Origin of the sequence: Lentzea sp. NPDC051838 (assembly GCF_040681245.1) — a bacterium.
In the GTDB taxonomy this organism is placed as follows: domain Bacteria; phylum Actinomycetota; class Actinomycetes; order Mycobacteriales; family Pseudonocardiaceae; genus Lentzea.
Genome location: NZ_JBFAYI010000021.1, coordinates 1 through 24,330 on the forward strand (window position 1 = coordinate 1; position 24,330 = coordinate 24,330).

Below are 24,330 nucleotides of genomic sequence, written 5' to 3' on the forward strand. Positions count from 1 at the left end.
GGGTCAAGTCGACACGCTTTTCGTCGACTTGACCCATCCCCTCTGGTGTGGCTCGCTCGGACGCGACTCGTGACGGGGCCCGCCGGACCGCACCACCTACGCAACAGCAAGCCGCCCAAAGCAACAGGCGTGCCATCAGCCCGCTGAGGGCGCTGGACCCCTGATCAGATTGGCGGGGTTTGGGGCAGAGCTCCAAGAGGGAAGCACGCAACAGGAACTCTGACTACGCAACAGGGGAACGGCACGGACACGGAACGGGACACGCGATACGCAAAGCGACCACCCGCCCAAACCGCGTCACGACTTCATAACCAGCTGCACAATCGCCGCAACCCCCACCACAACGATCACCCCACGCAGCACAGCAGGCGGCAGCCGACGCCCAACCTTGGCCCCGATCTGCCCACCAACAACAGACCCAACAGCCAACAACAACACCGCCAACCAAGCCACATCAGCGATGAAGATGAACAGAACCCCGGCAACGAGGTTCACGAACGCGGTCAACAGGTTCTTCAACGCGTTCATCCGCTGAAGATGCTCGTTGACGAGCACCCCCATGATCCCCATGACCAGCACACCCTGAGCAGCCCCGAAGTACCCGCCATAAACGCCAGCCGCAAACACCCCGACCCACAGCAACACACCGCCGTCGCCGTCGCCGCGACGATGAGCGAGCTTCCGGTTGAGCCAGGGCTGGATCACCACGAGGACCAGCGCGATCACGATCAACACCGGCACGATCGCCTGGAACGCCTTGGCGGGCAACGTCACCAACAAGATCGCGCCGACGATGCCGCCCAGGATCGAAGCGGGCAACAGCCGAGCGACACGCGACTTCTGCCCCTTGAGCTCCTCGCGGTACCCCCACGCGCCGGACAACGAGCCGGGCACCAGCCCCAGGCTGTTGGAGACGTTCGCCACCACGGGCGGATAACCGACAGCGAGCAGCACCGGGAACGTCACGAGCGTGCCGCTGCCTACGACGGTGTTGATGCCGCCTGCGAACACACCCGCGATGACCACCGCGATTGCTTCCCAGACCGTCATGTCACCTGTCATGTCACCCCCAGGTACCCAATGGTTAGCGACGCTAACACTCCACTCGGGACGAAGAAGTGTGGCGCTGATGACAACAAGGCCCGCACTCAGGATGAGTGCGGGCCTTGTAGGTGGAAATTCAGTTATGCGAGGCGGCGCCGACCGATCAGGCTGGCACCGAACCCGAAGGCCACGAGCAGCGCACCGACGAGGCCCAGGCCGAGCACGCTGGCACCGGTCTTGGCGAGCGCGTCACCGGAACCACCACCCGCGGCGGGCGGAGGGGTGTTGCCGCCACCGCCTCCCGGTGCGGGCGGAGCCTGCGTGTCGGGCACGACGACGAAGCCGGTGCGACCCTCGATGTCGGCCCGGACCATGACGTGGCCGCCGTACTCCCCCTCGAACTTCCACGGGCCGTCGACGCGTGCCCAGAAGTCGCCTGCGGGCACCCGGTCGAAACGCACGTGCCCCTGGGCGTCCGAGAACGTCTCGGCGACGTCCACGTTCAGCTCGCGGTCGTGCAGCACGATCCGGGTGTTGCCGATTGCCTCACCGCCGTCGAGGGTCCAGTTGCCGTTGCGGTCGTAGTAGAGATCACCGGACAACGAACCGAACCCACCGGGAACGCGTGCGGAGTCGAACGCCTCGGCGGCGTCGCTGTTCCAGCCGGCGTACGGAGCGAAGCCACAGGATGCGATGACCCTGCCCGTGGCGAACGAGGCCTGTGGCACCTTCTCGGTGGCGATGAACGTCTTCGTCTCGCCGGCACCGACCGTCACGCCCTTGCCGGGAGGGATCAGCTCGCCCCAGCCCGTGGCGGGACCGCCCGGCGAGCCGCCGAGCTGGTCGCCGTCACCGATCCGGTTGCACCAGGCCTGGATGTTGGTGAGCTCGCGATCACCCGAGTTCGTCAGCGTGATCGTGATCTTGGCATCCTCGCCGGCCTGGTAGACCTCCTTGTCGAGCGTGAGTGTCGCGCTGAGCGACTCGGTGTACGGGCGCTCGGCGCGTGCGGTCAGCTGGACCGGCTGGCCGGGCTGGACCCGGATCTTCGAGTCCGTGCCGTCCGAGTGCACGACCCAGCCGTCCGTGAAGGTGTAGCCGACGTGGTAGTCACCCGAAGGGAGGTCCTTGAACGAGTAGCGGCCGTCCGCGTCCGTGGTGGTCTTGAAGTAGCCGTAGGGCGCACCGCCGTTGGCCTCGACCACGACACCCGCGGTGGCTTCGCCCGCGTCCTGCTGCCCGTTGCGGTTCTTGTCGGCATAGGCGACACCAGAGATCTCGCCCTTGGTCTGCACGACGATGACTTCGCCCGAGAGTCCGCACTGACACGGGTTCGGCCGGCCCTCCCAGTCGATGATGGTCGACGGTCGCACCTTGCCGTTCGAGATGTCGCGGATCAAACCGGAAACCTGGAACGTGCGGGATTCCCCGGAAGCCAGCTCGATGCCGGCACCGCGCCAGCCGAAGTCGCCCCACTGCTCTTCAGCGGTCTCCACGCCCGACAGCGACCACATCAGCTTGGCGCGATGGGCCGTCTGACCACCGATGTTGGTGACAGTCGCCGTCATGCGCACGGTCTCGTGCGACTCGTAGCTCGACTTCTCGAACGTCAGCGAGCCACGCAGGTCGGCGGCCGACTCACCCGGCTCCATGAAGTAGATGGCGCCACTGCCCGTGTCGGACTCGGGGACGTACACCGGCATGCCGCCCTGGCCACCCCGCAGCCTCCAGGCGGTGTCGAACACACCCCAGTACTGGCCGGCAGGGATCCCGGTGAACACGATCTTGCCGTCCGAGCCGCTCACGAAGTCGGCGGCCTTGGCGCCGGTGGCCTGGTTGAGCACGGCCACCTTGAGACCGACGATCTCTTCACCGGGATCGTCCTGGTTGTTGCCGTTCTTGTCCTGGATGAACTTGACCGTGAACTTGCCGACGGCGGCCTTGGGCGTCTCGGCAGGCGCGGCGGGGGCCTCGGTCGTCGGCTCGGCGGACTCAGTCGGCTGAGGCGACCCGGTCGACCCGGTCGGCTGAGGCGACTCGGTGGTCGGCGTGGACGAGGGTGGTGCGGGCTCGCTCGTCGGCGGAGTGGACTCCGTCGGAGGAGTGGACGTCTCCGTCGGCACCGGCGAGGTGCTCGTCGGGTCGTCGTCCTGCGCGAGCGCGGCGGACATGCCACCGAACGCGAGGACGACGGCGGTGGCCAGGGCACCAACCCTGAGCAGGGCGCGTCTGGCCGATCTCTCGGACATGTGGATCCCCCAAGTGAACAAGATTCGTCATAGTCGGTTGTTTGTCATGCGGTTTCCGCTGGCAGAAGCAGGCTTCACCTCGGTGGGCTCGTCGCGTTGTGGTTCAGGAGGTCCTGCGGCGCCCGGCGACACGTGCGCCGATGCCGAACGCGACCAGCAGTGCGGAGAGCCCGGCGAGTCCGAGCACGCTGGCGCCGGTCTTGGCGAGGGCGCCCTCGGTGCTCGTGGTGTCCGTGTCGTCCTCGGGTTCAGGCGTGACCGGGTGGGGGTCATCGCCACCGCGCTGGGGAGCGGGGCCTGGCACCACGGAGAGGTCGACCTGCGCCACGCCCCCGTCCCAGATTCCGACGTGGCCGCCGTACTCGCCCTGGAACTGCCACGGTCCGTCGACCACCAGCCAGAAGTTCCCCACCGGAAGGTTCTCGAAGGTGACGTAGCCCTTCGCGTCCGACCTCGTCTCGGCGACGAGGAAACCGTCCTTCGCATCGGTGACCAGCATGATCCTCATGTTCGGGATCGCTTCGCCGCTGTCGACCAGGAAGTTGCGGTTGAGGTCGTGGTAGAGCCGCCCCTTCAGCCCGCCGCTGGATCCACCGGGCACGCTGGCCCAGTCGTAGCCGAACGGGCCGTCGGTGTTGTAGCCGGGGTTCGGCGCGAAGTCGCAGGCCACTTCCACCTTGCGCGCGGCCCGCGCGGCGACGGGCACCTTCTCCACGGCGACGAGCGTCTTCGTCTCGCCGGGGTTGAGAGTGACGCCCGGAGTTCCGTACCGGAGGTCACCCCAGCTCTCCGGCATGGGGTCGAGATCCGTGCCGCCGAGCTGGTTGCGGTTGCCGACCCTGTTGCAGCCCGCCTGAATCCCGGTGATCACGCGGTCTCCGGTGTTGGTCAGCGTGATGGTGATCTTGGCGTCGTCGCCGGCGTTGTAGGTGGCCTTGTCGAGCACCACCGCCGCCTTGAGAGTCTCGCGGTACGGCCGCTCGCCGCGCACGGTGAGGTCGACCGGTGCCCCAGGTTCGACCTTGATCTGCTCCTGCTGGCCCTCGAAGTGCACGACCCAGCCGCCGGCCAGCGTGTAGTTGATCCAGTAGAGGCCGGACGGGATGTTCTTCGCGGAGAACCTGCCGTTGGCGTCCGTGTAGAGCTTGGTGCTCCAGTAGGGCGCGCCGCCGCCGAGCTCGACCACGGCGTCCGCGGCGCCCTCGCCCGGATCCGGCTGCCCGTTGCGGTTCTTGTCCGTGTAGACGAGACCGCCGAGGTCACCTCGGGTCTGTCCCACCTCGACGGAACCTGAGAACGCGGGCTGGCCGGTCCTCGTCTGACCGACGAAGTCGAAGGCCACCCACACCGTCAGCTTGCCGAAGGTGAAGTCGCGGGGCTGTCCCGAAACGTTGAACGTGCGCGACTCGCCGACGGGAATCCGGATGCCGGCGCCGTTGTCCCGGAACTCGCCCCACTGTTCGTTGGGGATGTTGAGCTGGTACGGGTTCCAATCGAGGCGCGCGCGCTCGGCAGCCTTCCCGCCGACGTTCGTGACAGTCAGCTCCATGCTGATCGTCTCGTGCGACTCGTAGCGCGGCTTGCCGAACTTGATCGTGCCGCGCAGGTCCGGCGGCGACGAGTGCTTCAGGAAGCGGTGGCCCGCACCGCCCTGCTCGGTGACGTGCACCTGCTCCCCGGCGGCGTCGCGGAAGTCCCAGTCGCCGAGGAGCACGGCCCGGTAGTCACCGACCGCGAGACTGCCGAACTCGATCGTGCCGTCACTTTCGCTGGCGCCCTGGACGACCCGTGCACCCGTCCTCGCGTCAAGGAGGACGACCTCGGCACCGGCGATCGCCTCGCCGGGGTCGACGGCGGAGTTGCCGTTCTTGTCGTCGGCGAGCAGCAGCGTGTAGGCGGGGGTGCCGGCGACGGGCGCCTCGGTGTGGATCTTCGGGCCGTCGGTGTTCCACTTGGCGAACGGCGCGAAGTCGCAGTCGAGGCGGAAGTTGCCCTTGTCCCTCGCCGCGCGCGGGATGTCCCGGACGAAGGTGACGGTGCGCTCGTCGCCGGCCTCGATCTCAAGGCTCATCGGCGCCAGGTCGCGGCCGAGCATCTCCGGGAAGATCTCGCGGTCGCAGACGACCTGAATGCCGCTGATCGTGCTGTCGGTGGTGTTGGTCAGCTTCACGTTGATCGTCGCGATGCCCGGATAGCCGTAGCTGACCTTGTCGAGCGTGAACGTCGCCTTGAGCTGCTCGTCGAAACGCCGCTCCGCGCGTGCGGACACCTCGGCCGTCTGGTTCGGAAACACCGTGACCAGGCCGCCGTTGACGTCGTACTGGTGCACGGCCCAGCCGTCGGTCAGCTGGTAGGTGGGCCGGTAGTTGCCGGGTACGAGACCCGTGAAGACGAACTTGCCGTTCGCGTCGCTGGTCGTCTCGTGCGGGGAGGTGTCGACGTCTCCCTTGATCACGACCTTGCCGCCCGAGATCGCCTCGTCCGGGTCCTGCGCGCCGTTGCGGTTCTTGTCGGCGTACAGGACACCGTTGAGGTTGCCGGCGGACGCGGGCTTGTCGCTGGGCTGGCCGCCCGGCTTCACCTCGAACTGCGGCGGCGCGGGTTCGTCACTCGGCGTCGGCGCGACCGGTGTCGTCGGTGTGCTCGACGCCGTCGACGTCTCGACCGGGGCAGGCGGCGTGCTCGTGGGCTCGTCCTGCGCGAACGCGGGTGACCCGAACGTCAGCGCGACAACAGCCGCCAAAGCACCGCATTTGAACAGCGCACGACTGACCGACCTCTTGGCCAACGAATCCCCCAAGGACCCCACGACGAATGGCGTCCGCCGACGTCAGAGCCCCCGCACGCGTCCGCAAGACGCCCGAAAAATACCGCACGCACAGTGCTCGCGGAAGTGTCAAGAGGTCACGAAAATGCGCTCAAGATTTTCTTTCGAACAGGGCAACCGCAGGGCTTCGACAAACGTGAGCACAGCGAGGACAGCTGTGCCCGAGCCCGGCTGGCATGCTGGTGGGCGTGACGCCGGAGGACCTCGCGCACCTGCGCCGGGCACGCGACCTGATGGACCGCGAGTACGCCCAACCGCTGGACGTGCCCGCGATGGCCCGTGCCGCCCTGATGTCACCGTCGCACTTCTCCCGCCAGTTCCGCGCGGCCTACGGCGAGACCCCGTACGGCTACCTGATGACGCGCCGGATCGAGCGCGCGAAGGCGTTGCTGCGGCTGGGCACGCTGTCCGTGACCGAGGTCTGCGTCGAGGTCGGCTGCACGTCGCTCGGCTCGTTCTCGGCCCGCTTCACCGAACTGGTCGGCGAGACGCCTTCCGCATACCGGGCGCGGACGCACGACGCGCTGGCCGCCGTGCCGGGATGTCATCTGAAAGGCCTGACGCGACCGAGCAGGTTTCGAGAAGCGTCGCGTTCCCGCCGTACCTAGGGTTTCGTGACATGAAGCTCTCGCACACGTTCCTCTTCGTCCACGACCAGGACGCGGCCCTGAAGTTCTACCGCGACGTCGTCGGCCTCGAAGTCCGCACCGACGAGACCGTCGAGAACGACTACCGCTGGCTCACCGTGGGCCCCGCCGACCAGCCGGACATCGAGATCGGCCTGTCCCGTATCGGGCCGCCCGTGCCGCCGACCGACTACGAGGCGTTGGGCGCGTTGCTGGCCAAGGGATCCCTGCAGGGGATCATCTTCGAGATCGACGACGTGGACGCGAAGTTCGAACAGGTCCGCGCGGCCGGTGCCGAGGTGCTGCAGGAGCCGATCGACCAGTTCTACGGCGTCCGCGACTGCGCGTTCCGCGACCCGTCGGGCAACATGATCCGGTTTTCCACTCCGCGGTCCGTCTCGCCGTAAACCGGTTCCGATCATCGGCTCGGTGTGCTGAAGTAGGGCCTTCAGGACGGCTCTTGAGACAAGGTTGATGCCATGGGCAGCCCCGGACACACCGGGCGCCTCCGCAGTGCCCGGTGACACGCGCCCTTTTTCGCGCTCACCAGGGAGTTTCCTACCTTGACTTGGTACACCTCTTTCTTCACCGATCTCGCCAACGGTTTCTGGCGCGGTGCCGTCCAGCCCTCGCAGACCACCGCCGAGATCGACTTCGTGACCGGCCTGGACGTTCCGGGTTCCCGTGTGCTCGACGCACCGTGCGGCAGCGGCAGGCACAGCATCGAGCTGGCCCGCCGCGGCTATTCGGTCGTGGGCCTCGACATCTCCGCGGAGGCCGTCGACCACGCCCGTTCGCTGGCCCCCGAGCTGGACTGGCGGCTGGGCGACCTGACGTCGATGGCGTCGCAGTCCATCACGGCGGATTTGGCGCTGTGCATGGGAAACAGCTTCGGCTACCTGGAGCACGAGGAGTCGGTGCGGTTGCTGGCGGACTTCGCGGCCGTCGCACCGGTTCTCGTGATCGACTACGGCTGCGCGGCGGAGTCACTGCTGCCGTCGCTGCCGGGTTCGATCGAGATGTCCGCGGGCGGCGTCGACATGGTCGCCCGCAACACCTACGACGTGGCGTCAGGCCGACTGCTGATCGACTTCACCTTCACCGACGGTGAGCGGACCCAGCAGTCGACCTGCGCGCAGCACGTCTACACGGCCGGCGAGCTGACCCGGATGCTTCAGGCGGCCGGGTTCGCGTCGGTCGAGCTGTTCGGCGACACCGACGGGCGGGCGTTCGAGGTCGGCAGCCACCGGTTGCTGGCCGTGGCGCGCCGCTGATCAACAGCTCGCTCGGCCCGTGACGGCACGCCGTTCACGCCCTCGGTCGTGACGCCGTAGGCAGCGATGACATGCGCTGCCGCGGCCACGTTGCGACCGAGGGCCTCGCGGTTGATGTTGCCGAGGTGGTCGCAGGCGCGGTGGTAGCAGGGATCCATCTCCACGCCCGCCGTGCCGCCCCACTTCGCGGCCTGCGCCGGCGTCTTGACCTCGCCGCCGCCGGAGATGATGCCGCCGGCCGGAATTCCGAGTGCGGTGAACGAGCCGTAGTCGCTGGCGCCGCGGACGTTCAGGCCCTCAGGACCGAGGTTCTTCGCGTTGTAGTAGTCGGTGAACGCCTTCTCGATGTGCTTCGAGCCGTACGGGAGGCCGGGGTCGTTGTAGACGAAGTAGCCGGGGTTCGGCGAGCCGACCATGTCGAAGTTCAGGTACAGCGCGATGTCCAGCTGCTGCTCGAACGTCAGCCCTGCCGCGTAGGCCTTCGACCCGACCAGCCCGGCTTCCTCCGCGCCCCACCAGGTGAAGCGGACGGCGTTCGGCAGGCCGGGCCGCGCGCCCATCTTCAGCGCGATCTCCAGCAACGCGGCCGAGCCGGAGCCGTTGTCGTTCATGCCCGGTCCGGCTTCGACGCTGTCCAGGTGCGCGCCGGCCATGACGACGTTGTCCTCGCGCCCGGTCCGCGTCTGCGCGATGACGTTGCGGTCCAGGTGCACGACGTCGTGGTGCCGCAGTTCGACGGTGACCTGCTGCCCTGCCTTCGCGGCGAGCGCGGTGCCGTCCGCCTTGGTCACCCCGGCGCCGGGGATCTTTCCGGGGATGCGGAGGTCGAGCGGCCCGTCGGCGTTGTTGGAGATGATCACCGCGGCCGCGCCGGCGTTCACCGCGTTGGTGTACTTGGTGACGAACGTGCAGCTACCGCGCCGGATCAGCGCGACGGAGCCGGTGAAGTCCTGGCCGGCGAAGTCCGAGGCCTCGCAGCCGGGGGTGCCGTCCTCCGCGACCACCCGCAGCGGCGCCGTGAGGCCTTCGGCGTTCGGTGTGTCGCCGAACGGGATCAGGTCGTACGCGCTGCCGCCGACCGCGATCCGGCCGGCGTCGTTGACCTTCCGCTTCACCTCGAACGTGGGTGTGGTGACGTCGAAACCGGCCTCACGAAGACGACCTGCGACGTAGTCGACGCTGGCGTCGTAGCCCGTGGTCATGGCCGCGCGGTTGCCGCCGTGGGTGTCGGCGATGCGCTGGAACGCGATGAGGTGCCGGTTCGCGCCCTCAGCGCTGACCTGGGAGGCCAGGTCAGCGGAGGCGTTCGCGGTCGGGACGAGGACGGTGGCGCCGGCCAGGGCGAGTGCCGCGGTGGCTGTGCGAACAGTCATGATCCGACCTTGGCAACACCCGAGCCGTGCGCGCTACAACTGTTCCGGCGTGGACCTCAGCCCAGGTTGTTGGTGTCGAACGTGTTGCAGCGGGCGGGGTCGCCGGTCTGCAGACCCGTCGTGAACCACTTCTGCCGCTGCGCCGAGCTGCCGTGGCTGAACTTGGTCGTGTCGACCCGGCCGCCACCGAGCTCGCGCTGGATGAAGTCGTCACCGATGCGCGAGGCCGCGTCCAGGGCGGCGTTGACATCCTCTTGGGTGATGTTCGAGATGAGAGGTTGACCGTTGGCCGACGGGGTCGTCGTCGCGGCCTTGCCCCACGCGCCCGCGTAGCAGTCGGCCTGCAGCTCCAGCCGCACCGAGTCGGACGTCGGGCCGGTGCGCGAGCTGACGCGGTCCGAGGTGCCCAGCAGGTTCTGGACGTGGTGGCCGTACTCGTGGGCCAGCACGTAGGCCTCGACGAACGGGCCGCCGGTCGCACCGAACTTCGTACGCAGCTCGTTGAAGAAGTCCAGGTCGATGTACACCTGGGAGTCCGCGGGGCAGTAGAACGGGCCGACCGCGGAGGTCGCGTTGCCGCAGCGGGTGTTCACGCTGCCGCGGAAGAAGTTGGTCTTGGTGACCACGTAGCTGCGGCCAGAGCGGGAGAACTGGTCGGTCCAGAAGGCCTGGATCGAGTTGATCGTGGCCACGACCCGGCAGTCGCTGTCGCGGTTCGCGTCGGCGCCGGTCTTGCACTTCTCGGCCAGCTGGCTCGACTCGACCTGGGCGCCGGGGCTCAGCCCGCCGCTCTCCAGACCGCCCGCGGGCAGCTGGATGCCGGTGAACTGCTGGATCAGGAAGTAGACGATGAGGCCGACCACGCCGAGGCCACCACCGACGCCGGCGACGCGGCCGCCCACTCCGCGCTGGTCCGAGACCTGAGAGAGATCGAGTTCCGCGCCTTCGTTGAACTGCACCGCAATCCTCCTGCCAAGGACCCCGTGGGGGTGGGTGCCGCAAACGATAAAGCACGAAACACGCCTTGGTGCGGAGCCCGACGTCGGGGCACCGCACCAAGGCTTTTCCCATTTGGTAGTGACGACTACGGCCCACGAAGGTTGGCGTGGCGCTCAGCCGATGACGCCATGAGACGTCAGCGATGCCGAGCTCAACAGCGTCGAAGTGCACCGAGCGACGCCGATGGCGCCTGGGCACCCGAAACCTCGTGTCCGTTGCTACACAGTCGCGACCGGACCGGTCACGTCCGATCCACTCGCGGGGATGCAACAGACCGCGTTTCGCCACAGCGAGGAGATACCTGCACAGCACCACCTACCCCTTCTGGGCGTGGCCTCCGGTGGTCTAGTTCATTCACCTTCCGGTTGCCAGCTCGTTATCGACTATGCGCTTGATCGCCGCATTTCTCAACACCTCACGCGGAACCTGAATTGGTGAAGTCGGACGGGTGACCAGCGGAGATCGACTGTGCAGACAGCAATCGCCCGGCGAGAAGGTTCTCGCCGGGCGATTGTGAGAAATCGTCGTAAAACTACCTGAAAATGATCAGACCTTGGTCACGCGGCGCGCGCCGCGACGGGCCATCACGCCCGCGGTCATCAGACCCAGGCCGACCAGCAGGAACTCCAGCGGGTCCGCACCGGTCTTCGACAGGTTCGGGATCGGGGACGCCTGCTGCGACGCCTTCTCGCCGGTCGTCGGGACGCCGGAGCCCGAGTCGCCGTCGCCGGTGTTGCCGCCGGAGTTGTTGTTGTCGCCGTTGTTGCCGCCACCGGGGTTGCCACCGTTGTCAGGCGGGGTCTGGCCGGGAGGGGTCGTTCCGGGCGGGTTCTGGCCGGGCGGGTTCTGGCCGGGAGGCTGCTCGCCGGGCGGCTCCTCACCCGGAGGCTCCTCGCCGGGCGCCTCGGACTTGCCGCAGTCGCCGCTCGCGGTACCGAGCACGGCCGCGCTGGTGCCGCAGACCGTCACCGGGGCCTCGATGGTGCCGTTGGGCGCCTCAGGCTTGGTCTCGCCGCAGCTGCCGGAGCCGCCGCCGGCGACGCCGACCGAGTTGCCGCACGCCGTGATCGGCGCGGAGACGAGCGCCTTGTCGGCCTGGATGCGAGCCTCGGGCGTCTCGTCGCACGTGGCGTCGCTGTTGCCGAGGACGTTGATCGCGTTGCCGCAGACCTTGACCGGGACGCTCACCAGGTTGCCGACGCGGACCTCCTGGTCGACGTCGAGCGGCACCGGAATGGCCTGGGCGAACCCGGCCGTCGAGAGCATGATGCCGCCGGTCAGCAGTGCGGCGGACATGGTCCTGTTGAGGTTCTTGCGCATGGCTGTTCTCCCTGGAGTGGAATGACGAATCCCTCTGCGTGCCCTGTGGAGGCGCGGGATCAGTCGGGGGAGAACGTCGGTTCCTCCGCGCGCACGGTGCGCGGCACGTCTTGCTGCTCTGTGCTGACGAGAGACGTCGTGGTGGTGGGCGGGCGCATCGCGTACGTCAGCGTGCCCGCCGGGATCTGGCTGGTCGTGCTCGTCCCGGCGCCGCTCTGCGGGAGCGTGCCGGTGATCGGTTCCGCCTGCGGTTGGTGTTCACGCCGCGGAACGGGAACGGGGTCCGTGGGGCGCGTCGTCGGCGGCGTCGCGTGGTGTTGCTGCGGCGCCTCGGCTTGAACGGGCGCTTGCACGGCAGGTTGTTGTGCCGGCTGCGGTGCCACGGGGTCCGGAGCGGGCGTCTCGGTGCGCGGGTCCGGCTTGTTCGGAGGCTGGGGAGCGTCCGGCTGGTGCGGGACGAGGCCGGTCTCGACCTTCAGTCCGAGGTCGACGACGGGAAGCTTCACCTCGACGTGGAGCTGGTCGATCTCGACCTTCACGTCGGCGCTCGCCTCGCCTGAGCTGCCCAGCAACCAGGCGCCGGTCACCAGACCAGCGAGCAGGAGTAGCCGACGCAACCAGGACATCGGCCCTCACCCTAGATCAAATGGAGCAGCCTCACACGCGAAAAAGGCCATCTCGACGACTTTCGTCGCCGAGATGGCCTTCCTGCGCGTTCTGCGGTTACGGCAGCTTCGTGATGCGGTCGGTCGCCGGGGGCGCCTGGTTGGGGTGCGCCGCCAGGTACGCGGTGAACGCGTCCAGGTCGATGCCGCCACCGGTGATCGCGGTGCCCTTGGTGAACTCGCTGAAGCCGTCACCACCGCCCTGGAGGAAGCTGTTGATCGTCACGCGGTAGCTCGCGTTCGGGTCCAGCGGCGTGCCGTTGATCGTGACGCCGGAGACCTTCGACCCGAACGGCGCGGACGCCGAGTAGCTGTACTTCAGGCCGGCGGAAGGCTGCAGCACGAACGTCCTGGCAGCGGTGAACTGCTGCTCCAGCACGCTCTTGATGTTCGCGCCGGTCAGCGTGACCGTCTGCAGGATGTTGCCGAACGGCTGCACGGTGAAGACCTCGCCGTAGGTGGCGACACCGTTGCCCTCGCCCTCGGTCGAGCCGGCGAACGTGAGGTCAGCGCGCACGCCGCCGGGGTTCATCAGCGCGAGCACCGCGCCGTTGCCCGTGGTGGCCGCGAGCTGCGAGTCCGCGATGAGGTTGCCGAGCGGCGACTCGCCGGAGGGCGCCGCGGCCCTCGGGATGTCCGCGCTGATGGTGCCGACCGGCCGGTTCGCGATCGGGCGGACCTTCGTCTTGGCCACGTCGGCCAGGGCCTGGATCTCCGGGTCCGGGGTGACGGTGCGGGTGACGATCTTGTTGTCGGCCTTGGTCTCGCCGCGGATGACGTCGCGCGTCCGGCGGTCGATCTTCAGGTCGACGACGCTGAGCTCACGCCCGAACGCCAGACCCTCGATGAACGGCCGCGGGTTGCCGGCCGGGTCCTTGACCACGCAGTTGTAGTGCTGGTGGCTGTGGCCGGAGAAGACCGCGTCGATCTTCGGGCTGACCTGCGTGGCGATCGTGGAGCCGGGGTTGTTCGGCGCGACGTTGCACGCGTTGGGCCCACCGGTCGGCGCCGTGACCTGGTCACCCTGGTGCACGAGCAGCACGATCGACTTCACGCCGATCGCGTCGAGGAAGTTGGCGTACTTGTTGGCCGCCTTGACCTCGTCGCCGAACTGCAGCTCCTTGATGCCGTTCGGGTCGACCAGGATCGGCACGTCCTTGAGCGGCATGCCGATGAAACCGATCGGCATCCCGTCCCGGATCTCGACCCAGAACGGAGGCAGCGCCGGCAGCCCGGTCTTGGCCTTCGTGACGTTCGCGCCGAGGATCGGGAACTTCGCGCCGGGGTAGGTGTCGCGGAACTGGCAGCCGTCCGTCGGGTGGCAGCCACCGCGCTGCATGCGCAGGAGCTCCTGGTAGCCCTCGTCGAACTCGTGGTTGCCCGCAGCGGTCGCGTCCATGCCGACCTTGTTGAGCACCTCGATCGTGGGCTCGTCGTGGAACAGCGCCGACACGATCGGACTCGCGCCGATCAGGTCACCCTGCCCGACGATCACCGAGTTCTTGACCTCGTTCTGGAGGTTCTTGATGTGCGTCGCGTTGAACGCGGCACCACCGGCGTCGACAGTCGTGCCATCGGCCAGCACGACACGCCCGGACGACCCGGACGGCGGCTCGATGTTGCCGTGCAGGTCGTTGATGCCGATCAGGCGCACGTCAACCGTGCCCCGACCACGCAGTGACTGGACGTCGGCCTGAGCAGGCCCGGTGGTGCTGATGAGGGTGGCCGCGGCGGCGGTGATCGCCAGAACGGAAAGCCGTCTGAACGAACTCATGGGGGGAAGCCTCTCCGACAAGGCGTGGTTAACGCGCGTGTACGGCGGAGGAGTCTGCCTCCCGAGCGCGGCGTTTACCAGAGGAATGACCTTATCGACACTTGCAGGTTTAGCCTTGTTCGCGTGACACCTAGTGAGCAGGAGCCGCGCTGGCTCGACGAGGGCGAGATGCGCGCGTGGCGCACCTACGTGAACGGTTCCTCCATGCTCATGGACCGCCTGCACCGAGAGCTGCAGGACACCCACGGAGTGTCACTGGCGGACTACGAGATCCTGGTGCGCCTGTCCGAGCAGCCCAACCAGCGCATGCGCATGACCCAGCTGGCAGAGGACGTGGCCTCCTCGAAGTCCCGCGTCTCGCACCAGGTGGCCCGCATGGAGAAGGCCGGGCTGGTGCTGCGGCGCGAGTGCACCGAGGACGGGCGCGGGGTGCTGGCCGAGCTCACCCAGAAGGGCATGGCGCAGCTCGTGGAGGCGGCGCCCACGCACCTTGCCGGGGTGCGCGCGCACATCGTCGACCTGCTGACGCCTGAGGAGGGTGAGGTGCTGGCCAAGGTGTTCGACCGGGTCATGACACACCTGCGGGAGTCGAACGGCTAGGCTTCCTGGCTGACGCACTTGGCGTCTTGGAAGCGTGGCAGAGCGGCCGAATGCACCCGCCTTGAAAGCGGGAGACGGGAAACCGTCCGGGGGTTCAAATCCCTCCGCTTCCGCTCAGTGGGTGAGGTGTGTCGACGGAGAGCGTCGACCTGACCTCGCTCCAGGTGTCTTTGGGGGCCGGGGCCCCGATCAACCGCATGGGCAAGAGGGGTGTGAGAGTCCGGTTTGGACTCTCACACCCCTCTGTCGTTCAGTGAGCGGTTAGGCGGTGGCCTCGTGCGAGTGATCGTCGGCCACGGTTGCCTTCATCAGCGACGCAGACTTGCGGGCGTCGGCTCGCTTCGAGCGCGGGGGCACGCCGTTGACGTCCTCAGTGGACACGCCGTACGAGGCGGTCACGAAGGCCATGGCGCCTGCGTTGCGGCCCAGGGCCACGCGGTCGATGTTGCCCAGGTTGTCGCACTTCGAGTGGTAGCAGGGGTCGTAGGCGATGCCTGCGGTGCCGCCCCACTTGGCTGCCTGGGCCGCGGTCTTCACGCCCTCGGCGCCGGTGAAGAGGCCGCCGGCCGGGATGCCCTGGGCGATGAACTCGCCGTAGTCGGAGCGGCCCGAGAAGTCCGTGCCTTCGGTCGGGACGCCCTTGGCCGCGAAGTAGTCGGCGAAGGCCTTTTCGATCTGGGCCGAGCCGTACGGGCCGGCAGGAGAACCCACGCCGTCCGAGTTGTCGCCGTCGTAGATGAAGTAGGCGGCGTTCGGGGAGCCGATCATGTCGTAGTTCAGGTACAGGGCGATGTCCAGCTGCTGTTCGAACGTCAGCGAGCGGACGTACTGGGTCGAGCCGATGAGGCCTCGCTCTTCGGCGCCCCACCAGGCGAAGCGGACCGCGTTGTCAACCTTCGGGCGCGAGCCGAGCTGGAGAGCGGTTTCCAGCAGGCCCGCTGAGCCGGAGCCGTTGTCGTTGATGCCGGGGCCGACCTCGACCGAGTCGAGGTGTGCGCCTGCCATGACGACGTTGTTGGTGCGGCCCGTGCGAGTCTGGGCGACGACGTTGCGCTGGGTGCGGGTTTCCAGGTGGTAGCGCATGTCCACGGTGATCGCGGCACCGGCCTTCGAAGCCAGCGTCGTGCCGTCGGCCTTCGAGACGCCGCCGGTCGGGATCTTGCCGGGGTTGGTCAGGGTGACGTTCGACAGCGGGCCGTCGACGTTGTTCGAGACCAGGACGGCCACGGCGCCGCGGGCGAAGGCGTTGAGGTGCTTCTGCTCGAACGTGCAGCCGCCGCGGCGGATCAGGGCGACGGAGCCGGTGAAGTCCTGGCCGTCGAAGTCCGTGAGCTCGCAGCCCGTGGTGGCGTCTTCCGGGACTACGCGCAGGGGGCCCGTCACGCCGCCTACCGGGGTCTGCGGGGAGGCGGTCATGACCAGCGCCTCGTAGTTCACGCCGCCGGTGGTGGCGACCTTCGCGTCGACTACCTGGATGTCGAAGTTGAAGGTCGGCGTCGTGACGATGAAGCCCTCGTCGCGGAGCTTGCCCGCGACGTAGTCGACGCTCGCGTCGTAGCCGGGCGTCAGGGCGGCGCGGGTGCCACCGTTGCGATCAGCCAAGCGCTGCAACGCGATCAGGTGCCGGTTGACACCCTCGGTCGTCACCTTCTTGGCGAGTTTCTTGGCGAGAGCAGGACCTGCGGGTTCTTCCGCGGCGGACGCGGTGGCGGTAGGGGCTGCGACAAGTGCCGAGATGGCAAGCACTGTCGCCAGCTTGGTTCTGCCTGACATGAACGTTCCCCTTCGTTCGAGACTCGCTGAACCCTCACAAAACGGAGACCTGCGCCACAATCCGTCAGTCGTTGGGAGTTCAGTTGGTGATCAGCTGAACACACTCAGCAAGGCCCTCGACAGAAACGTTCCACTGCGGGCGCACGAAATTGGCCCGGTCCAACCGCAATCGCACCTGCTCAAGGGGCTCGCCGCGGGGTGCGGCGGTGATGGTGCCGTCGGGCACGTAGCCGAGCTTCGCGCTGACCCGGTTCGAAGCCCGGTTCCCCACCCACGCCTCCGAACGAGCGACGCGCGCGTCCAGGTGGTCGAACGCGAATTCCAATACGCCCATTCGCATTTCAGTGCCGAGACCGGCGCCCTGAAACTTCTGGCCCAACCACGAACCCGTGCGCACCTCGCGCAGCACACCGAAGTCATGCCCACTAAACGACTGCACGCCGATCGCCTTGCCCTCGAACCGCGCGATGAAGTTGATCGTCCAGTCCTTCGGAGCGATCTTCGCGCGCTGAGCCCAGTAGAACTGCACCATGCCGAAGCCGTGATCACCGGGCAGCCAGTCGGTCCACGGCACGGTGAACGGCATCTCGGCCGGGTCGTGCACACCGGCGAGAGCCACGTCGACGAGCTCGAACAAGCCGGAGTCGTCGTCCGGGCGCAGCTCCAGGCGCGGGGTGCGGAGCACCAACTTCCTCAACGGCCAGGCATCCATGTTCCGATGGTGCCGGGCCTGTCGAACGGTATTACGGTCGACTGTATGCATGCCATCTCTGTTCGCGAACCCGGCGGCCCCGACGCGCTCGTGTGGACCGAGGTCCCCGACCCGGTGCCCGGTCCTGGCGAGGTGCTGATCGACGTCGCCGCGAGTGCGGTCAACCGCGCGGATCTCCTGCAGCGACAGGGTTTCTACCCGCCGCCTCCCGGCGCGTCGGACATCATCGGCCTGGAGTGCTCCGGCACGATCGCGGCGCTCGGCGAGGGCGTGACCGGCTGGAACGTCGGCGACGAGGTGTGCGCACTGCTGGCCGGCGGCGGCTACGCGGAGAAGGTCGCGGTCCCCCAGCAACAGGTCCTCCCGCTGCCCAAGGGCGTCGACGTCGTCACGGCCGCCGCGCTGCCCGAGGTGGCGTGCACGGTGTGGTCGAACGTCGTGATGGACGGAAAGCTCAAGCTCGGCGAGACGTTCCTCGTCCACGGTGGCGCGGGCGGCATCGGCACGCACGCCATCCAGGTCGCCAAGGCACTGGGCGCCACGGTCGCGGTGACGGCGGGCTCCGACGAGCGTCTCCAGAAGTGCGCGGAGCTCGGCGCGGACGTGCTGGTCAACTACAAGACCCAGGACTTCGTGGCCGAGGTCAAGCGGGCCGACGTGATCCTCGACAACATGGGCGCCTCCTACCTGCCGCGCAACATCGACGTCCTCGCTCCGGACGGCCGACTCATGATCATCGGCATGCAGGGCGGCGTGAAGGGCGAGCTGCCGATCGGCAAGCTCCTCACCAAACGAGCCTCGGTCATGGCGACCGGTCTGCGCGGCCGCAGCATCGACAGCAAAGGCGCGATCGTCGCCCAGGTCCGCGAACACCTCTGGCCGCTCGTCGAAAGTGGCGCGGTGAAGCCGATCGTCGGCCAGCAAGTGCCGATGTCGAACGCTGCCGAAGCTCACCGACTCCTGGAAGCGAGCGACGTCTTCGGCAAGGTCCTGCTCACGCGAGAGCGGTAGCACCCGCGAGCGAGGTCCGGGGAGCCGTGCGGAACTTCAGCCCGAACTCCTCGGACCACCGCGTCAGCACCGCCTGCTCGTCCGGACGATCGACGTCGTCCACCAGAACCGTCGCACCGGGCGCCAGAACGGCTCGCAGCACGGGCAGCGCCGGATAGCGCGAGTCGCCGAACCCCGGCCCGTCCACGAGCAACAGGTCCACCAGCCCGAACTGGTCGATGTACGCGAGCACCTCGTCGTGCACCTGCTGCGGCGCGTACCACTGGCCGTGCCGCGACAACGCCGCCGGATGACGCGACAACGGCGCGTGCACGACGCGCGCGACCGACCCCAGCCCTTCACGACGTACTTGTGAGGCAACGAAAGCAGCCGCACGCTCGTCGTGCTCGATGGACAACAGATGTCCGAACCCGCGCTGCTGCAACAACCGAGCCAGCAGGACGGAAGAAGAGCCACAACCCAGCTGCACCAGCACGGTCCGGGCGCCCAGCACGATCTCGTCCATCACCACGACGAGTCCTGCCGGTCGCAGGTCACCGGAGAGCTGGGGCAGGTACTCGGTGTTCAGGGATCCGATGCGCTGCAGGGCCGAGAGATCGGCGAGCTCGCGAGCAAGCGAGTCGTCCAAACAAGATCTCCCAAACCTCAGCCCAGCTCGGACACCGCCCTCACCAGGTCGTCCACCTCGACGGCGTTCGTGTAGTGCGCGAGCCCGACGCGGATCGCGCCGCCGACCTCACCGACGCCGAGCACCGAGAACACGCCGTGCTGTCCGGGGTCGGCGAACGCGCAGACACCCCGTGACGCGAGGTGTTCCACGCCGTCCTCCGCCTTGACCCCGGCGATCGTGAACGCCAGCGCGGGAACCCTGCGCATGGCGTCGCCGATCACCATCACGTGCCGGAGCGTTCGCAGTTCGTTGATGAGATTAGCGAGCAGACCTGCCTGGTACGCCTTCACCGATCCCAAAGATGTGACCAGACGCTCACGACGAGTGCCCGAGGCCGCGTCGTCGAGGTCCGCGAGGTACTCAACGGACGCAACGAGCCCGGCGAGCATCGGGTACGCGTGCGGACCCAGCTCGAGCCTCTCAGGGCCGCGCGCCGTCGGGTCGACCGAGACCGACGGCAGCCGCTCCAGCATCGACGGGTCGCGGAACACCAGTGCCCCGACCGGCGGACCACCCCACTGACCGGCGGAGATGGCCACCACGTCGGCACCCATGTCGACGATGTCCAACGGCACGAACGGCGCCGCGGAAGACGCGTCCACCACCATCAACGACCCGTGCGTCCGCGCCACCGCGGAGATCTTTCCCAGATCCGGCCGGGTGCCGACGACACCGGACGCCGCGGTGATCGCGATGAGCTTGGTGCGGTCGGTGACCAGCTCGTCGTACTGCCAGCTCGGCAGCTCGCACGTCTCGATGTCTATCTCTGCCCACTTGACCGCGCTGCCGGTGCGCTGAGTGGCGCGCAGCCACGGCGCGATGTTCGCCGGGTGGTCCAGCCGCGACACGAGCACCTCGTCGCCCATGAACCAGTCGTCCGTCATCGCGTCGGCGAGACGTTGCAGCAGCACCGCGGACGACGGACCGAGCACGACACCCGCCGGGTCACCGCCCACGAGGTCGGCCACCGAACGACGGGCCGCGTCGACGATCGCCTCCGCCCGTTGCGAGGCGGGGAAGATGCCTCCCGGCCCGGAGACCGGGGCGCGCAGCGCGGTGGAGACGGCGGTGGCGACCTGTTCTGGCACCTGCATGCCGGCCGGTGCGTCGAGGTGGACCCAGCCGTCGCCGAGCGCGGGGAAGAGCCCTCGTACCCGTGCGACGTCGAACGCCATGCCACACACCGTACGTATGTGCGCAAACACGGTGTCGGCCAACCCCCACCCGGATAACCTCCGACGACGGAAGAAGGCCAGGATGGAGACCATGAACCAGGAGCAGCCAGTCGTCATCGTCGGCGGCCAGGACGGCGACATCACCGACATGGTCGAGCAGCCCGCGAAGGTCATGCGGATCGGCACGATGATCAAGCAGCTGCTCGAGGAGGTCAGGGCGGCACCTCTGGACGAGGCCAGCCGCAACCGTCTCAAGGAGATCCACAAGCGGTCGATCGAGGAGCTCGAGGACGGCCTGGCGCCGGAGCTGCGCGAGGAGCTGGAGCGCCTCTCCCTGCCGTTCACCGAGGAGGGCACCCCGAGCGACGCCGAGCTGCGGATCGCCCAGGCTCAGCTCGTCGGCTGGCTCGAGGGTCTCTTCCACGGCATCCAGACGGCCCTGTTCGCGCAGCAGATGGCCGCACGCGCACAGCTCGAGCAGATGCGCGGACGGGCCCTTCCGGCGGGCAGCGGGGACGCCCAGGAAGCAGGGCCGACCGGCAAGGGGACGGGGCAGTACCTCTGACCCCCGCGTGGGCCCTACCATGCGGCCCACAGCAAAGTGGTGTGAGGAGTCGAACGTGCTCGACCGTGTTCGCCGGAGTCTGCAGCCCGGCTTCGTCCGCAAGGCCGTCCGCGACAAGCTGATCCGCGTGGTCGAGGACGCCGTCCGCCCCATCCACGCCGTTCAGCAGGGGCGCATCGACGATCTGCAGCACCAGCTCAACGAGGCGATCAAGGACCAGGCCGACCGGCTGGCCGAGATCACCGCGAACTACGAGCACCGTCAGCGCCGCGACCTGTTCTTCGCGGCCGAACGCGACGCGGCGGCGGACAGCGCGAGATTCGCGATCGAGGCCATGCCGACGGCGCCGCGGTTCCCGGACCCGCACGCGACGCTGAACCACGCGCTGAGCCTGATGGACGACGGCGAGGGCATGGTCCTCGAGTTCGGCGTCTACACCGGCACCACGCTGAAGATCATCGCCAACGCCACGGCCGGCCGCGAGGTCTACGGGTTCGACTCGTTCACCGGGCTCCCCGAGGACTGGCGGACCGGGTTCGGCGCGGGCGCGTTCGGCGTCGACCAGCTGCCGGACGTGCCGGGTGCCGAGCTGATCGCCGGCTGGTTCGACGAGGTCCTGCCCGGTTTCGCGGCCGAGCACGCGGGTCCCGTCGCGTTCCTGCACGTCGACTGCGACCTCTACTCGTCGACCAAGACCGTGCTGGAGCACGTCGGGTCGCGGCTGCGGGTCGGTTCGATCGTGCTGTTCGACGAGTACTTCAACTACCAGGGCTGGCGCGACCACGAGTACAAGGCGTGGGCGGAGTTCACGGCTGAGACCGGCATCAAGTTCAGCTACGAGGGGTACTCGGTCGACCACGAACAGGTGATCGTGAAGATCACCGAGGTGCCTGGGCAGTCGTGACGTTGACCTGCCCGTGACCGACCGGGGGCGAGGTCGTTCAGAACTCGCCGGTACGCTCAGTCCTCGTGCAAGCCACCAGTACGCAGGACCATCCTGAGGCACCCCCTGCCGCGAACTCCAGGACGTTCGGCCGCGCCTTCGAGGACATCACGGCGGCCTGGAACCACCGTGAGCTGTGGGGACACCTGGGCTGGCAGGACATCAAGCAGCGCTACCGCCGGTCGGTCATCGGGCCGCTGTGGATCACCATTTCGATGGGAACCACAGCGCTGGCCCTCGGCCTGCTGTACTCGCAGCTGTTCCAAGAGGACATCGCGACGTTCCTGCCGTACGTGACAGTCGGCTTCATCGTCTGGGGCTTCATCCTCGGTTGCGTGAACGACGGCACCGACGTCTTCATCGCCAACGAGGGCATCATCAAGCACCTCCCGGCACCCATCACGGTGCACGTGCTGCGGCTGGTGTGGCGTCAGACCCTGTTCTTCCTGCACAACCTGGTCGTCTACTTCGTCGTGCTGGCGATCTTCTTCACAACGCTGAGCCACCAGTACTCGATGACGAACGACCCGGAGCCCAAGCCGGGTGTCAGCTGGGAGATCCTGCTCGCGCTGCCCGGCTTCGCGCTGCTGGCGATCAACGGTGTGTGGATCGCGCTGCTGTTCGGCATCATCAGCACCAGGTTCCGCGACATCCCGCCGGTTGTGCACAGCTTCATCAACCTGGTGTTCTTCATGACGCCGATCGTCTGGCACGCGGGTGTGCTCAACAAGGTCACCAACGGCCAGGGCAGCTGGCGCATCCTGATCGCGGAGCTGAACCCGGTGTACCACTACCTGGAAATCGTCAGGGCGCCTTTGCTGGGCCACGTCATCGACTGGCACCACTGGGCCGTCGTCGGTGGCCTGACGGTCTTCGGGTGGACGCTCGCCCTGATCGCACTGCGCAACTGGCGCGCCCGCGTCTCGTACTGGGTCTAAGAGGAGGTCGGCAAACCATGGTCAGCATCAACGTCTGGAACGCGTCGGTCGACTTCCCGATCTTCGACGCCAAGTCGAGGTCGCTGAAGAAGCTCGCGCTCGGCAAGGTCGGCGGCAAGATCGGCTCCGAAGGCCGCGTCCCGATCATCGAAGCACTGCACGACGTCACGCTGTCGCTCAAGCACGGCGACCGCGTCGGTCTGGTCGGCCACAACGGCGCCGGCAAGTCGACGCTGCTGCGCCTGCTCGCGGGCATCTACGAGCCGACCCGCGGCAGCCAGCGCATCGTCGGCAAGGTCGCGCCGGTCTTCGACCTCGGCGTCGGCATGGACCCGGAGATCTCCGGGTACGAGAACATCATGATCCGCGGCCTCTTCCTGGGCATGACCCGCAAGGAGATGGAGAAGCGGGTCGACGACATCGCGGAGTTCACCGAGCTCGGCGACTACCTGTCGATGCCGCTGCGCACGTACTCCACGGGTATGCGCGTGCGGCTCGCGCTGGGTGTCGTCACCTCGATCGACCCCGAGATCCTGCTGCTCGACGAGGGCATCGGCGCGGTCGACGCGGCGTTCATGGCGAAGGCCCGCGACCGCCTCAAGGACCTCGTGAAGCGCTCCGGTCTGCTCGTGTTCGCGAACCACTCGGACGAGACGCTGCTCGACTTCTGCGACAGCGCGATCTGGATGGACGAGGGCCGCGTCAAGCAGCACGGCGGTCTGCGTGAGGTGCTCACCGCGTACAAGGGCTTCGACCCGTTCGAGCGGATGAGCGCGGACCAGCTGGCCAGGCTCGGCTACTCCTCCCCCGTCCTCAGCGGAAATGGCGGCGAATAGACCGTGAACCTCCAGGCACTGCCCAAGGGCTCCGTCGTCGCGGTGGTGGTCACCCGCCACCGCCGCGAGCTGCTGGCCGAGTCGCTCAAGGCGCTCGCGACCCAGACCCGCGTCCCCGACCACCTGGTCGTCGTCGACAACGGACCGGACCAGCCGGTCGACGACCTCGTCGAGCAGTGCCCGCTTCCCACCACCTACCTGCCGTCGCACCGCAACCTCGGCGGCGCCGGTGGTTTCGCGCTCGGCATCCTGCACGCGCTCTCGCTGGGCGCGGACTGGGTGTGGCTCGCGGACGACGACGGGCGCCCCGCCGATGAGCACGTGCTGGCAGTGCTGCTCGAAGAGGCCGACCGCCGCAAGCTCGCCGAGATCTCCCCTGTCGTCACGAACATCGACAGCCCGGAGAAGCTCGCGTTCCCGCTGCGGCGCGGCCTGACGTGGAAGCGTTCGGCAGCTGAGCTCGGCACGGACTTCCTGCCGGGCATCGCGTCGCTGTTCAACGGCGCGCTGTTCCGGGCGGAGACGCTCGACGTCGTCGGTGTGCCGGACTACCGGCTGTTCTTCCGCGGCGACGAGGTGGAGATCCACCGCAGGATGGTGCGTTCCGGCCTGCCGTTCGGCACGTCGCTGCGGGTCGCGTACGTGCACCCGGACGGCTCCGACGAGTTCAAGCCGATGCTGGGCGGCAAGTTCCACGCTCAGGACCCGGAGAACCCGATCAAGCGCTACTACACCTACCGCAACCGCGGCTACCTGCTCTCGCAGCCGGGCATGCGGAAGCTGGGTGCGCTCGAGGTGTTCCGGTTCGGCCTGTACTTCCTCGCCGTGAAGCGGGACCCGAAGGCGTTCGTCGAGTGGCTCAAGCTCGTGCGCCTCGGCCAGCGGGAGCGGTTCTTCCGCAAGTAAGTCTTGATCTGCTGAGGGCGGATTCGCTACCCGCGAAACCGCCCTACAGC

22 protein-coding genes and 1 tRNA gene are annotated in these 24,330 nt (G+C 67.9%); 11 read left to right on the forward strand and 12 right to left on the reverse strand.

The genetic code is table 11. From position 1 onward, the window contains the following. Positions 1-297: 297 nt before the first annotated feature. The 3 genes from AB0M24_RS33115 to AB0M24_RS33125 all read right to left on the reverse strand — a co-directional run bounded on the left by AB0M24_RS33115 (position 298) and on the right by AB0M24_RS33125 (position 6,093). Positions 298-1,050, reverse strand: a complete 753-nt coding sequence (locus tag AB0M24_RS33115) for a sulfite exporter TauE/SafE family protein (RefSeq protein ID WP_363777350.1) — start codon at positions 1,048-1,050, stop codon at positions 298-300. Positions 1,051-1,184: 134 nt separating this feature from the next. Continuing rightward, on the reverse strand, positions 1,185-3,293 hold the full coding sequence (locus tag AB0M24_RS33120; protein ID WP_363777003.1) for an SdrD B-like domain-containing protein: 2,109 nt from the start codon (positions 3,291-3,293) through the stop codon (positions 1,185-1,187). A gap of 103 nt (positions 3,294-3,396) precedes the next feature. Further along, the gene (locus tag AB0M24_RS33125) at positions 3,397-6,093 is read right to left on the reverse strand and encodes an SdrD B-like domain-containing protein (protein ID WP_363777006.1); all 2,697 of its coding nucleotides are present in this window, start codon (positions 6,091-6,093) and stop codon (positions 3,397-3,399) included. A 215-nt stretch (positions 6,094-6,308) separates the two neighbouring features. Between AB0M24_RS33125 and AB0M24_RS33130 the strand changes: the two genes are divergently transcribed. The 3 genes from AB0M24_RS33130 (at position 6,309) to AB0M24_RS33140 (ending at position 8,020) form a co-directional block, all read left to right on the forward strand. After that, positions 6,309-6,728, forward strand: coding sequence for a helix-turn-helix transcriptional regulator (locus AB0M24_RS33130; protein WP_363777009.1), 420 nt, complete (start codon positions 6,309-6,311; stop codon positions 6,726-6,728). An 11-nt stretch (positions 6,729-6,739) separates the two neighbouring features. Further along, the gene (locus tag AB0M24_RS33135; protein WP_363777012.1) at positions 6,740-7,153 is read left to right on the forward strand and encodes a VOC family protein; all 414 of its coding nucleotides are present in this window, start codon (positions 6,740-6,742) and stop codon (positions 7,151-7,153) included. 156 nt (positions 7,154-7,309) lie between these two features. Further along, positions 7,310-8,020: a class I SAM-dependent methyltransferase gene (locus AB0M24_RS33140; protein ID WP_363777015.1), complete on the forward strand. Its 711-nt coding sequence runs from the start codon at positions 7,310-7,312 to the stop codon at positions 8,018-8,020. Here the strand turns inward: AB0M24_RS33140 and AB0M24_RS33145 are convergent. The 5 genes from AB0M24_RS33145 to AB0M24_RS33165 form a co-directional block, all read right to left on the reverse strand. Further along, positions 7,921-9,393 (reverse strand): M28 family peptidase, encoded by a 1,473-nt coding sequence (locus AB0M24_RS33145; RefSeq protein WP_363777018.1) that lies wholly within the window; start codon positions 9,391-9,393, stop codon positions 7,921-7,923. The genes AB0M24_RS33140 and AB0M24_RS33145 overlap by 100 nt on opposite strands. Positions 9,394-9,449: 56 nt before the next feature. Next, positions 9,450-10,352, reverse strand: coding sequence for a neutral zinc metallopeptidase (locus AB0M24_RS33150; RefSeq protein WP_363777021.1), 903 nt, complete (start codon positions 10,350-10,352; stop codon positions 9,450-9,452). A 586-nt stretch (positions 10,353-10,938) separates the two neighbouring features. After that, complete coding sequence (locus tag AB0M24_RS33155; RefSeq protein ID WP_363777024.1) at positions 10,939-11,712, reverse strand: hypothetical protein; 774 nt, start codon at positions 11,710-11,712, stop codon at positions 10,939-10,941. A 59-nt stretch (positions 11,713-11,771) separates the two neighbouring features. Then, positions 11,772-12,338 (reverse strand): hypothetical protein, encoded by a 567-nt coding sequence (locus AB0M24_RS33160; RefSeq protein ID WP_363777027.1) that lies wholly within the window; start codon positions 12,336-12,338, stop codon positions 11,772-11,774. A 97-nt stretch (positions 12,339-12,435) separates the two neighbouring features. Further along, positions 12,436-14,151 carry a 5'-nucleotidase C-terminal domain-containing protein gene (locus AB0M24_RS33165; RefSeq protein ID WP_363777030.1) on the reverse strand — a complete coding sequence of 572 codons (1,716 nt, stop codon included), beginning with the start codon at positions 14,149-14,151 and terminating at the stop codon, positions 12,436-12,438. A 168-nt stretch (positions 14,152-14,319) separates the two neighbouring features. Between AB0M24_RS33165 and AB0M24_RS33170 the strand changes: the two genes are divergently transcribed. Together AB0M24_RS33170 and AB0M24_RS33175 are read left to right on the forward strand one after the other, a co-directional pair. Continuing rightward, the gene (locus tag AB0M24_RS33170; RefSeq protein WP_045310758.1) at positions 14,320-14,751 is read left to right on the forward strand and encodes a MarR family transcriptional regulator; all 432 of its coding nucleotides are present in this window, start codon (positions 14,320-14,322) and stop codon (positions 14,749-14,751) included. Between the two features lie 28 nt (positions 14,752-14,779). Continuing rightward, positions 14,780-14,864, forward strand: a tRNA-Ser gene (locus tag AB0M24_RS33175). A 148-nt stretch (positions 14,865-15,012) separates the two neighbouring features. Here the strand turns inward: AB0M24_RS33175 and AB0M24_RS33180 are convergent. Continuing rightward, positions 15,013-16,524 (reverse strand): M28 family metallopeptidase, encoded by a 1,512-nt coding sequence (locus tag AB0M24_RS33180; protein ID WP_363777033.1) that lies wholly within the window; start codon positions 16,522-16,524, stop codon positions 15,013-15,015. Positions 16,525-16,603: 79 nt separating this feature from the next. Then, positions 16,604-17,236, reverse strand: coding sequence for a GNAT family protein (locus AB0M24_RS33185; protein WP_363777036.1), 633 nt, complete (start codon positions 17,234-17,236; stop codon positions 16,604-16,606). Positions 17,237-17,281: 45 nt separating this feature from the next. On the opposite strand from AB0M24_RS33185, the gene AB0M24_RS33190 reads away from it, so the two are divergent. Continuing rightward, entirely contained in the window at positions 17,282-18,247 is a 966-nt protein-coding gene (locus AB0M24_RS33190; protein ID WP_363777039.1) for an NAD(P)H-quinone oxidoreductase, read from the forward strand. Here the strand turns inward: AB0M24_RS33190 and AB0M24_RS33195 are convergent. After that, positions 18,231-18,875, reverse strand: a complete 645-nt coding sequence (locus AB0M24_RS33195; protein WP_363777042.1) for a class I SAM-dependent methyltransferase — start codon at positions 18,873-18,875, stop codon at positions 18,231-18,233. The genes AB0M24_RS33190 and AB0M24_RS33195 overlap by 17 nt on opposite strands. Before the next feature lie 17 nt (positions 18,876-18,892). Continuing rightward, positions 18,893-20,092: a cysteine desulfurase-like protein gene (locus AB0M24_RS33200; RefSeq protein ID WP_363777045.1), complete on the reverse strand. Its 1,200-nt coding sequence runs from the start codon at positions 20,090-20,092 to the stop codon at positions 18,893-18,895. A 91-nt stretch (positions 20,093-20,183) separates the two neighbouring features. Here AB0M24_RS33200 and AB0M24_RS33205 point away from each other — a divergent pair, with 91 nt between their 5' ends. The 5 genes from AB0M24_RS33205 to AB0M24_RS33225 all read left to right on the forward strand — a co-directional run bounded on the left by AB0M24_RS33205 (position 20,184) and on the right by AB0M24_RS33225 (position 24,280). Continuing rightward, a complete protein-coding gene (locus AB0M24_RS33205; RefSeq protein WP_363777353.1) occupies positions 20,184-20,657 on the forward strand; it encodes a bacterial proteasome activator family protein in 474 nt (157 codons plus the stop codon). Positions 20,658-20,712: 55 nt separating this feature from the next. Then, a complete protein-coding gene (locus AB0M24_RS33210) occupies positions 20,713-21,561 on the forward strand; it encodes a class I SAM-dependent methyltransferase (protein WP_363777048.1) in 849 nt (282 codons plus the stop codon). Positions 21,562-21,626: 65 nt separating this feature from the next. Then, a complete protein-coding gene (locus tag AB0M24_RS33215) occupies positions 21,627-22,538 on the forward strand; it encodes an ABC transporter permease (protein WP_363777051.1) in 912 nt (303 codons plus the stop codon). 17 nt (positions 22,539-22,555) lie between these two features. Beyond that, on the forward strand, positions 22,556-23,374 hold the full coding sequence (locus AB0M24_RS33220; protein ID WP_363777054.1) for an ABC transporter ATP-binding protein: 819 nt from the start codon (positions 22,556-22,558) through the stop codon (positions 23,372-23,374). A 3-nt stretch (positions 23,375-23,377) separates the two neighbouring features. Then, positions 23,378-24,280 (forward strand): glycosyltransferase family 2 protein, encoded by a 903-nt coding sequence (locus tag AB0M24_RS33225; protein WP_363777057.1) that lies wholly within the window; start codon positions 23,378-23,380, stop codon positions 24,278-24,280. Positions 24,281-24,330: the final 50 nt, after the last annotated feature.

What these genes read in the sequence shown, in the direction of transcription:
- AB0M24_RS33115 (WP_363777350.1), bottom strand. Translation starts at nt 1,050, where the DNA reads ATGACGGTCTGGGAAGCAATCGCGGTGGTCATCGCGGGTGTGTTCGCA.
- AB0M24_RS33120 (WP_363777003.1), bottom strand. Translation starts at nt 3,293, where the DNA reads ATGTCCGAGAGATCGGCCAGACGCGCCCTGCTCAGGGTTGGTGCCCTG.
- AB0M24_RS33135 (WP_363777012.1), top strand. Translation starts at nt 6,740, where the DNA reads ATGAAGCTCTCGCACACGTTCCTCTTCGTCCACGACCAGGACGCGGCC.
- AB0M24_RS33145 (WP_363777018.1), bottom strand. Translation starts at nt 9,393, where the DNA reads ATGACTGTTCGCACAGCCACCGCGGCACTCGCCCTGGCCGGCGCCACC.
- AB0M24_RS33155 (WP_363777024.1), bottom strand. Translation starts at nt 11,712, where the DNA reads ATGCGCAAGAACCTCAACAGGACCATGTCCGCCGCACTGCTGACCGGC.
- AB0M24_RS33160 (WP_363777027.1), bottom strand. Translation starts at nt 12,338, where the DNA reads ATGTCCTGGTTGCGTCGGCTACTCCTGCTCGCTGGTCTGGTGACCGGC.
- AB0M24_RS33165 (WP_363777030.1), bottom strand. Translation starts at nt 14,151, where the DNA reads ATGAGTTCGTTCAGACGGCTTTCCGTTCTGGCGATCACCGCCGCCGCG.
- AB0M24_RS33170 (WP_045310758.1), top strand. Translation starts at nt 14,320, where the DNA reads ATGCGCGCGTGGCGCACCTACGTGAACGGTTCCTCCATGCTCATGGAC.
- AB0M24_RS33180 (WP_363777033.1), bottom strand. Translation starts at nt 16,524, where the DNA reads ATGTCAGGCAGAACCAAGCTGGCGACAGTGCTTGCCATCTCGGCACTT.
- AB0M24_RS33185 (WP_363777036.1), bottom strand. Translation starts at nt 17,236, where the DNA reads ATGGATGCCTGGCCGTTGAGGAAGTTGGTGCTCCGCACCCCGCGCCTG.
- AB0M24_RS33190 (WP_363777039.1), top strand. Translation starts at nt 17,282, where the DNA reads ATGCATGCCATCTCTGTTCGCGAACCCGGCGGCCCCGACGCGCTCGTG.
- AB0M24_RS33200 (WP_363777045.1), bottom strand. Translation starts at nt 20,092, where the DNA reads ATGGCGTTCGACGTCGCACGGGTACGAGGGCTCTTCCCCGCGCTCGGC.
- AB0M24_RS33205 (WP_363777353.1), top strand. Translation starts at nt 20,184, where the DNA reads ATGAACCAGGAGCAGCCAGTCGTCATCGTCGGCGGCCAGGACGGCGAC.
- AB0M24_RS33220 (WP_363777054.1), top strand. Translation starts at nt 22,556, where the DNA reads ATGGTCAGCATCAACGTCTGGAACGCGTCGGTCGACTTCCCGATCTTC.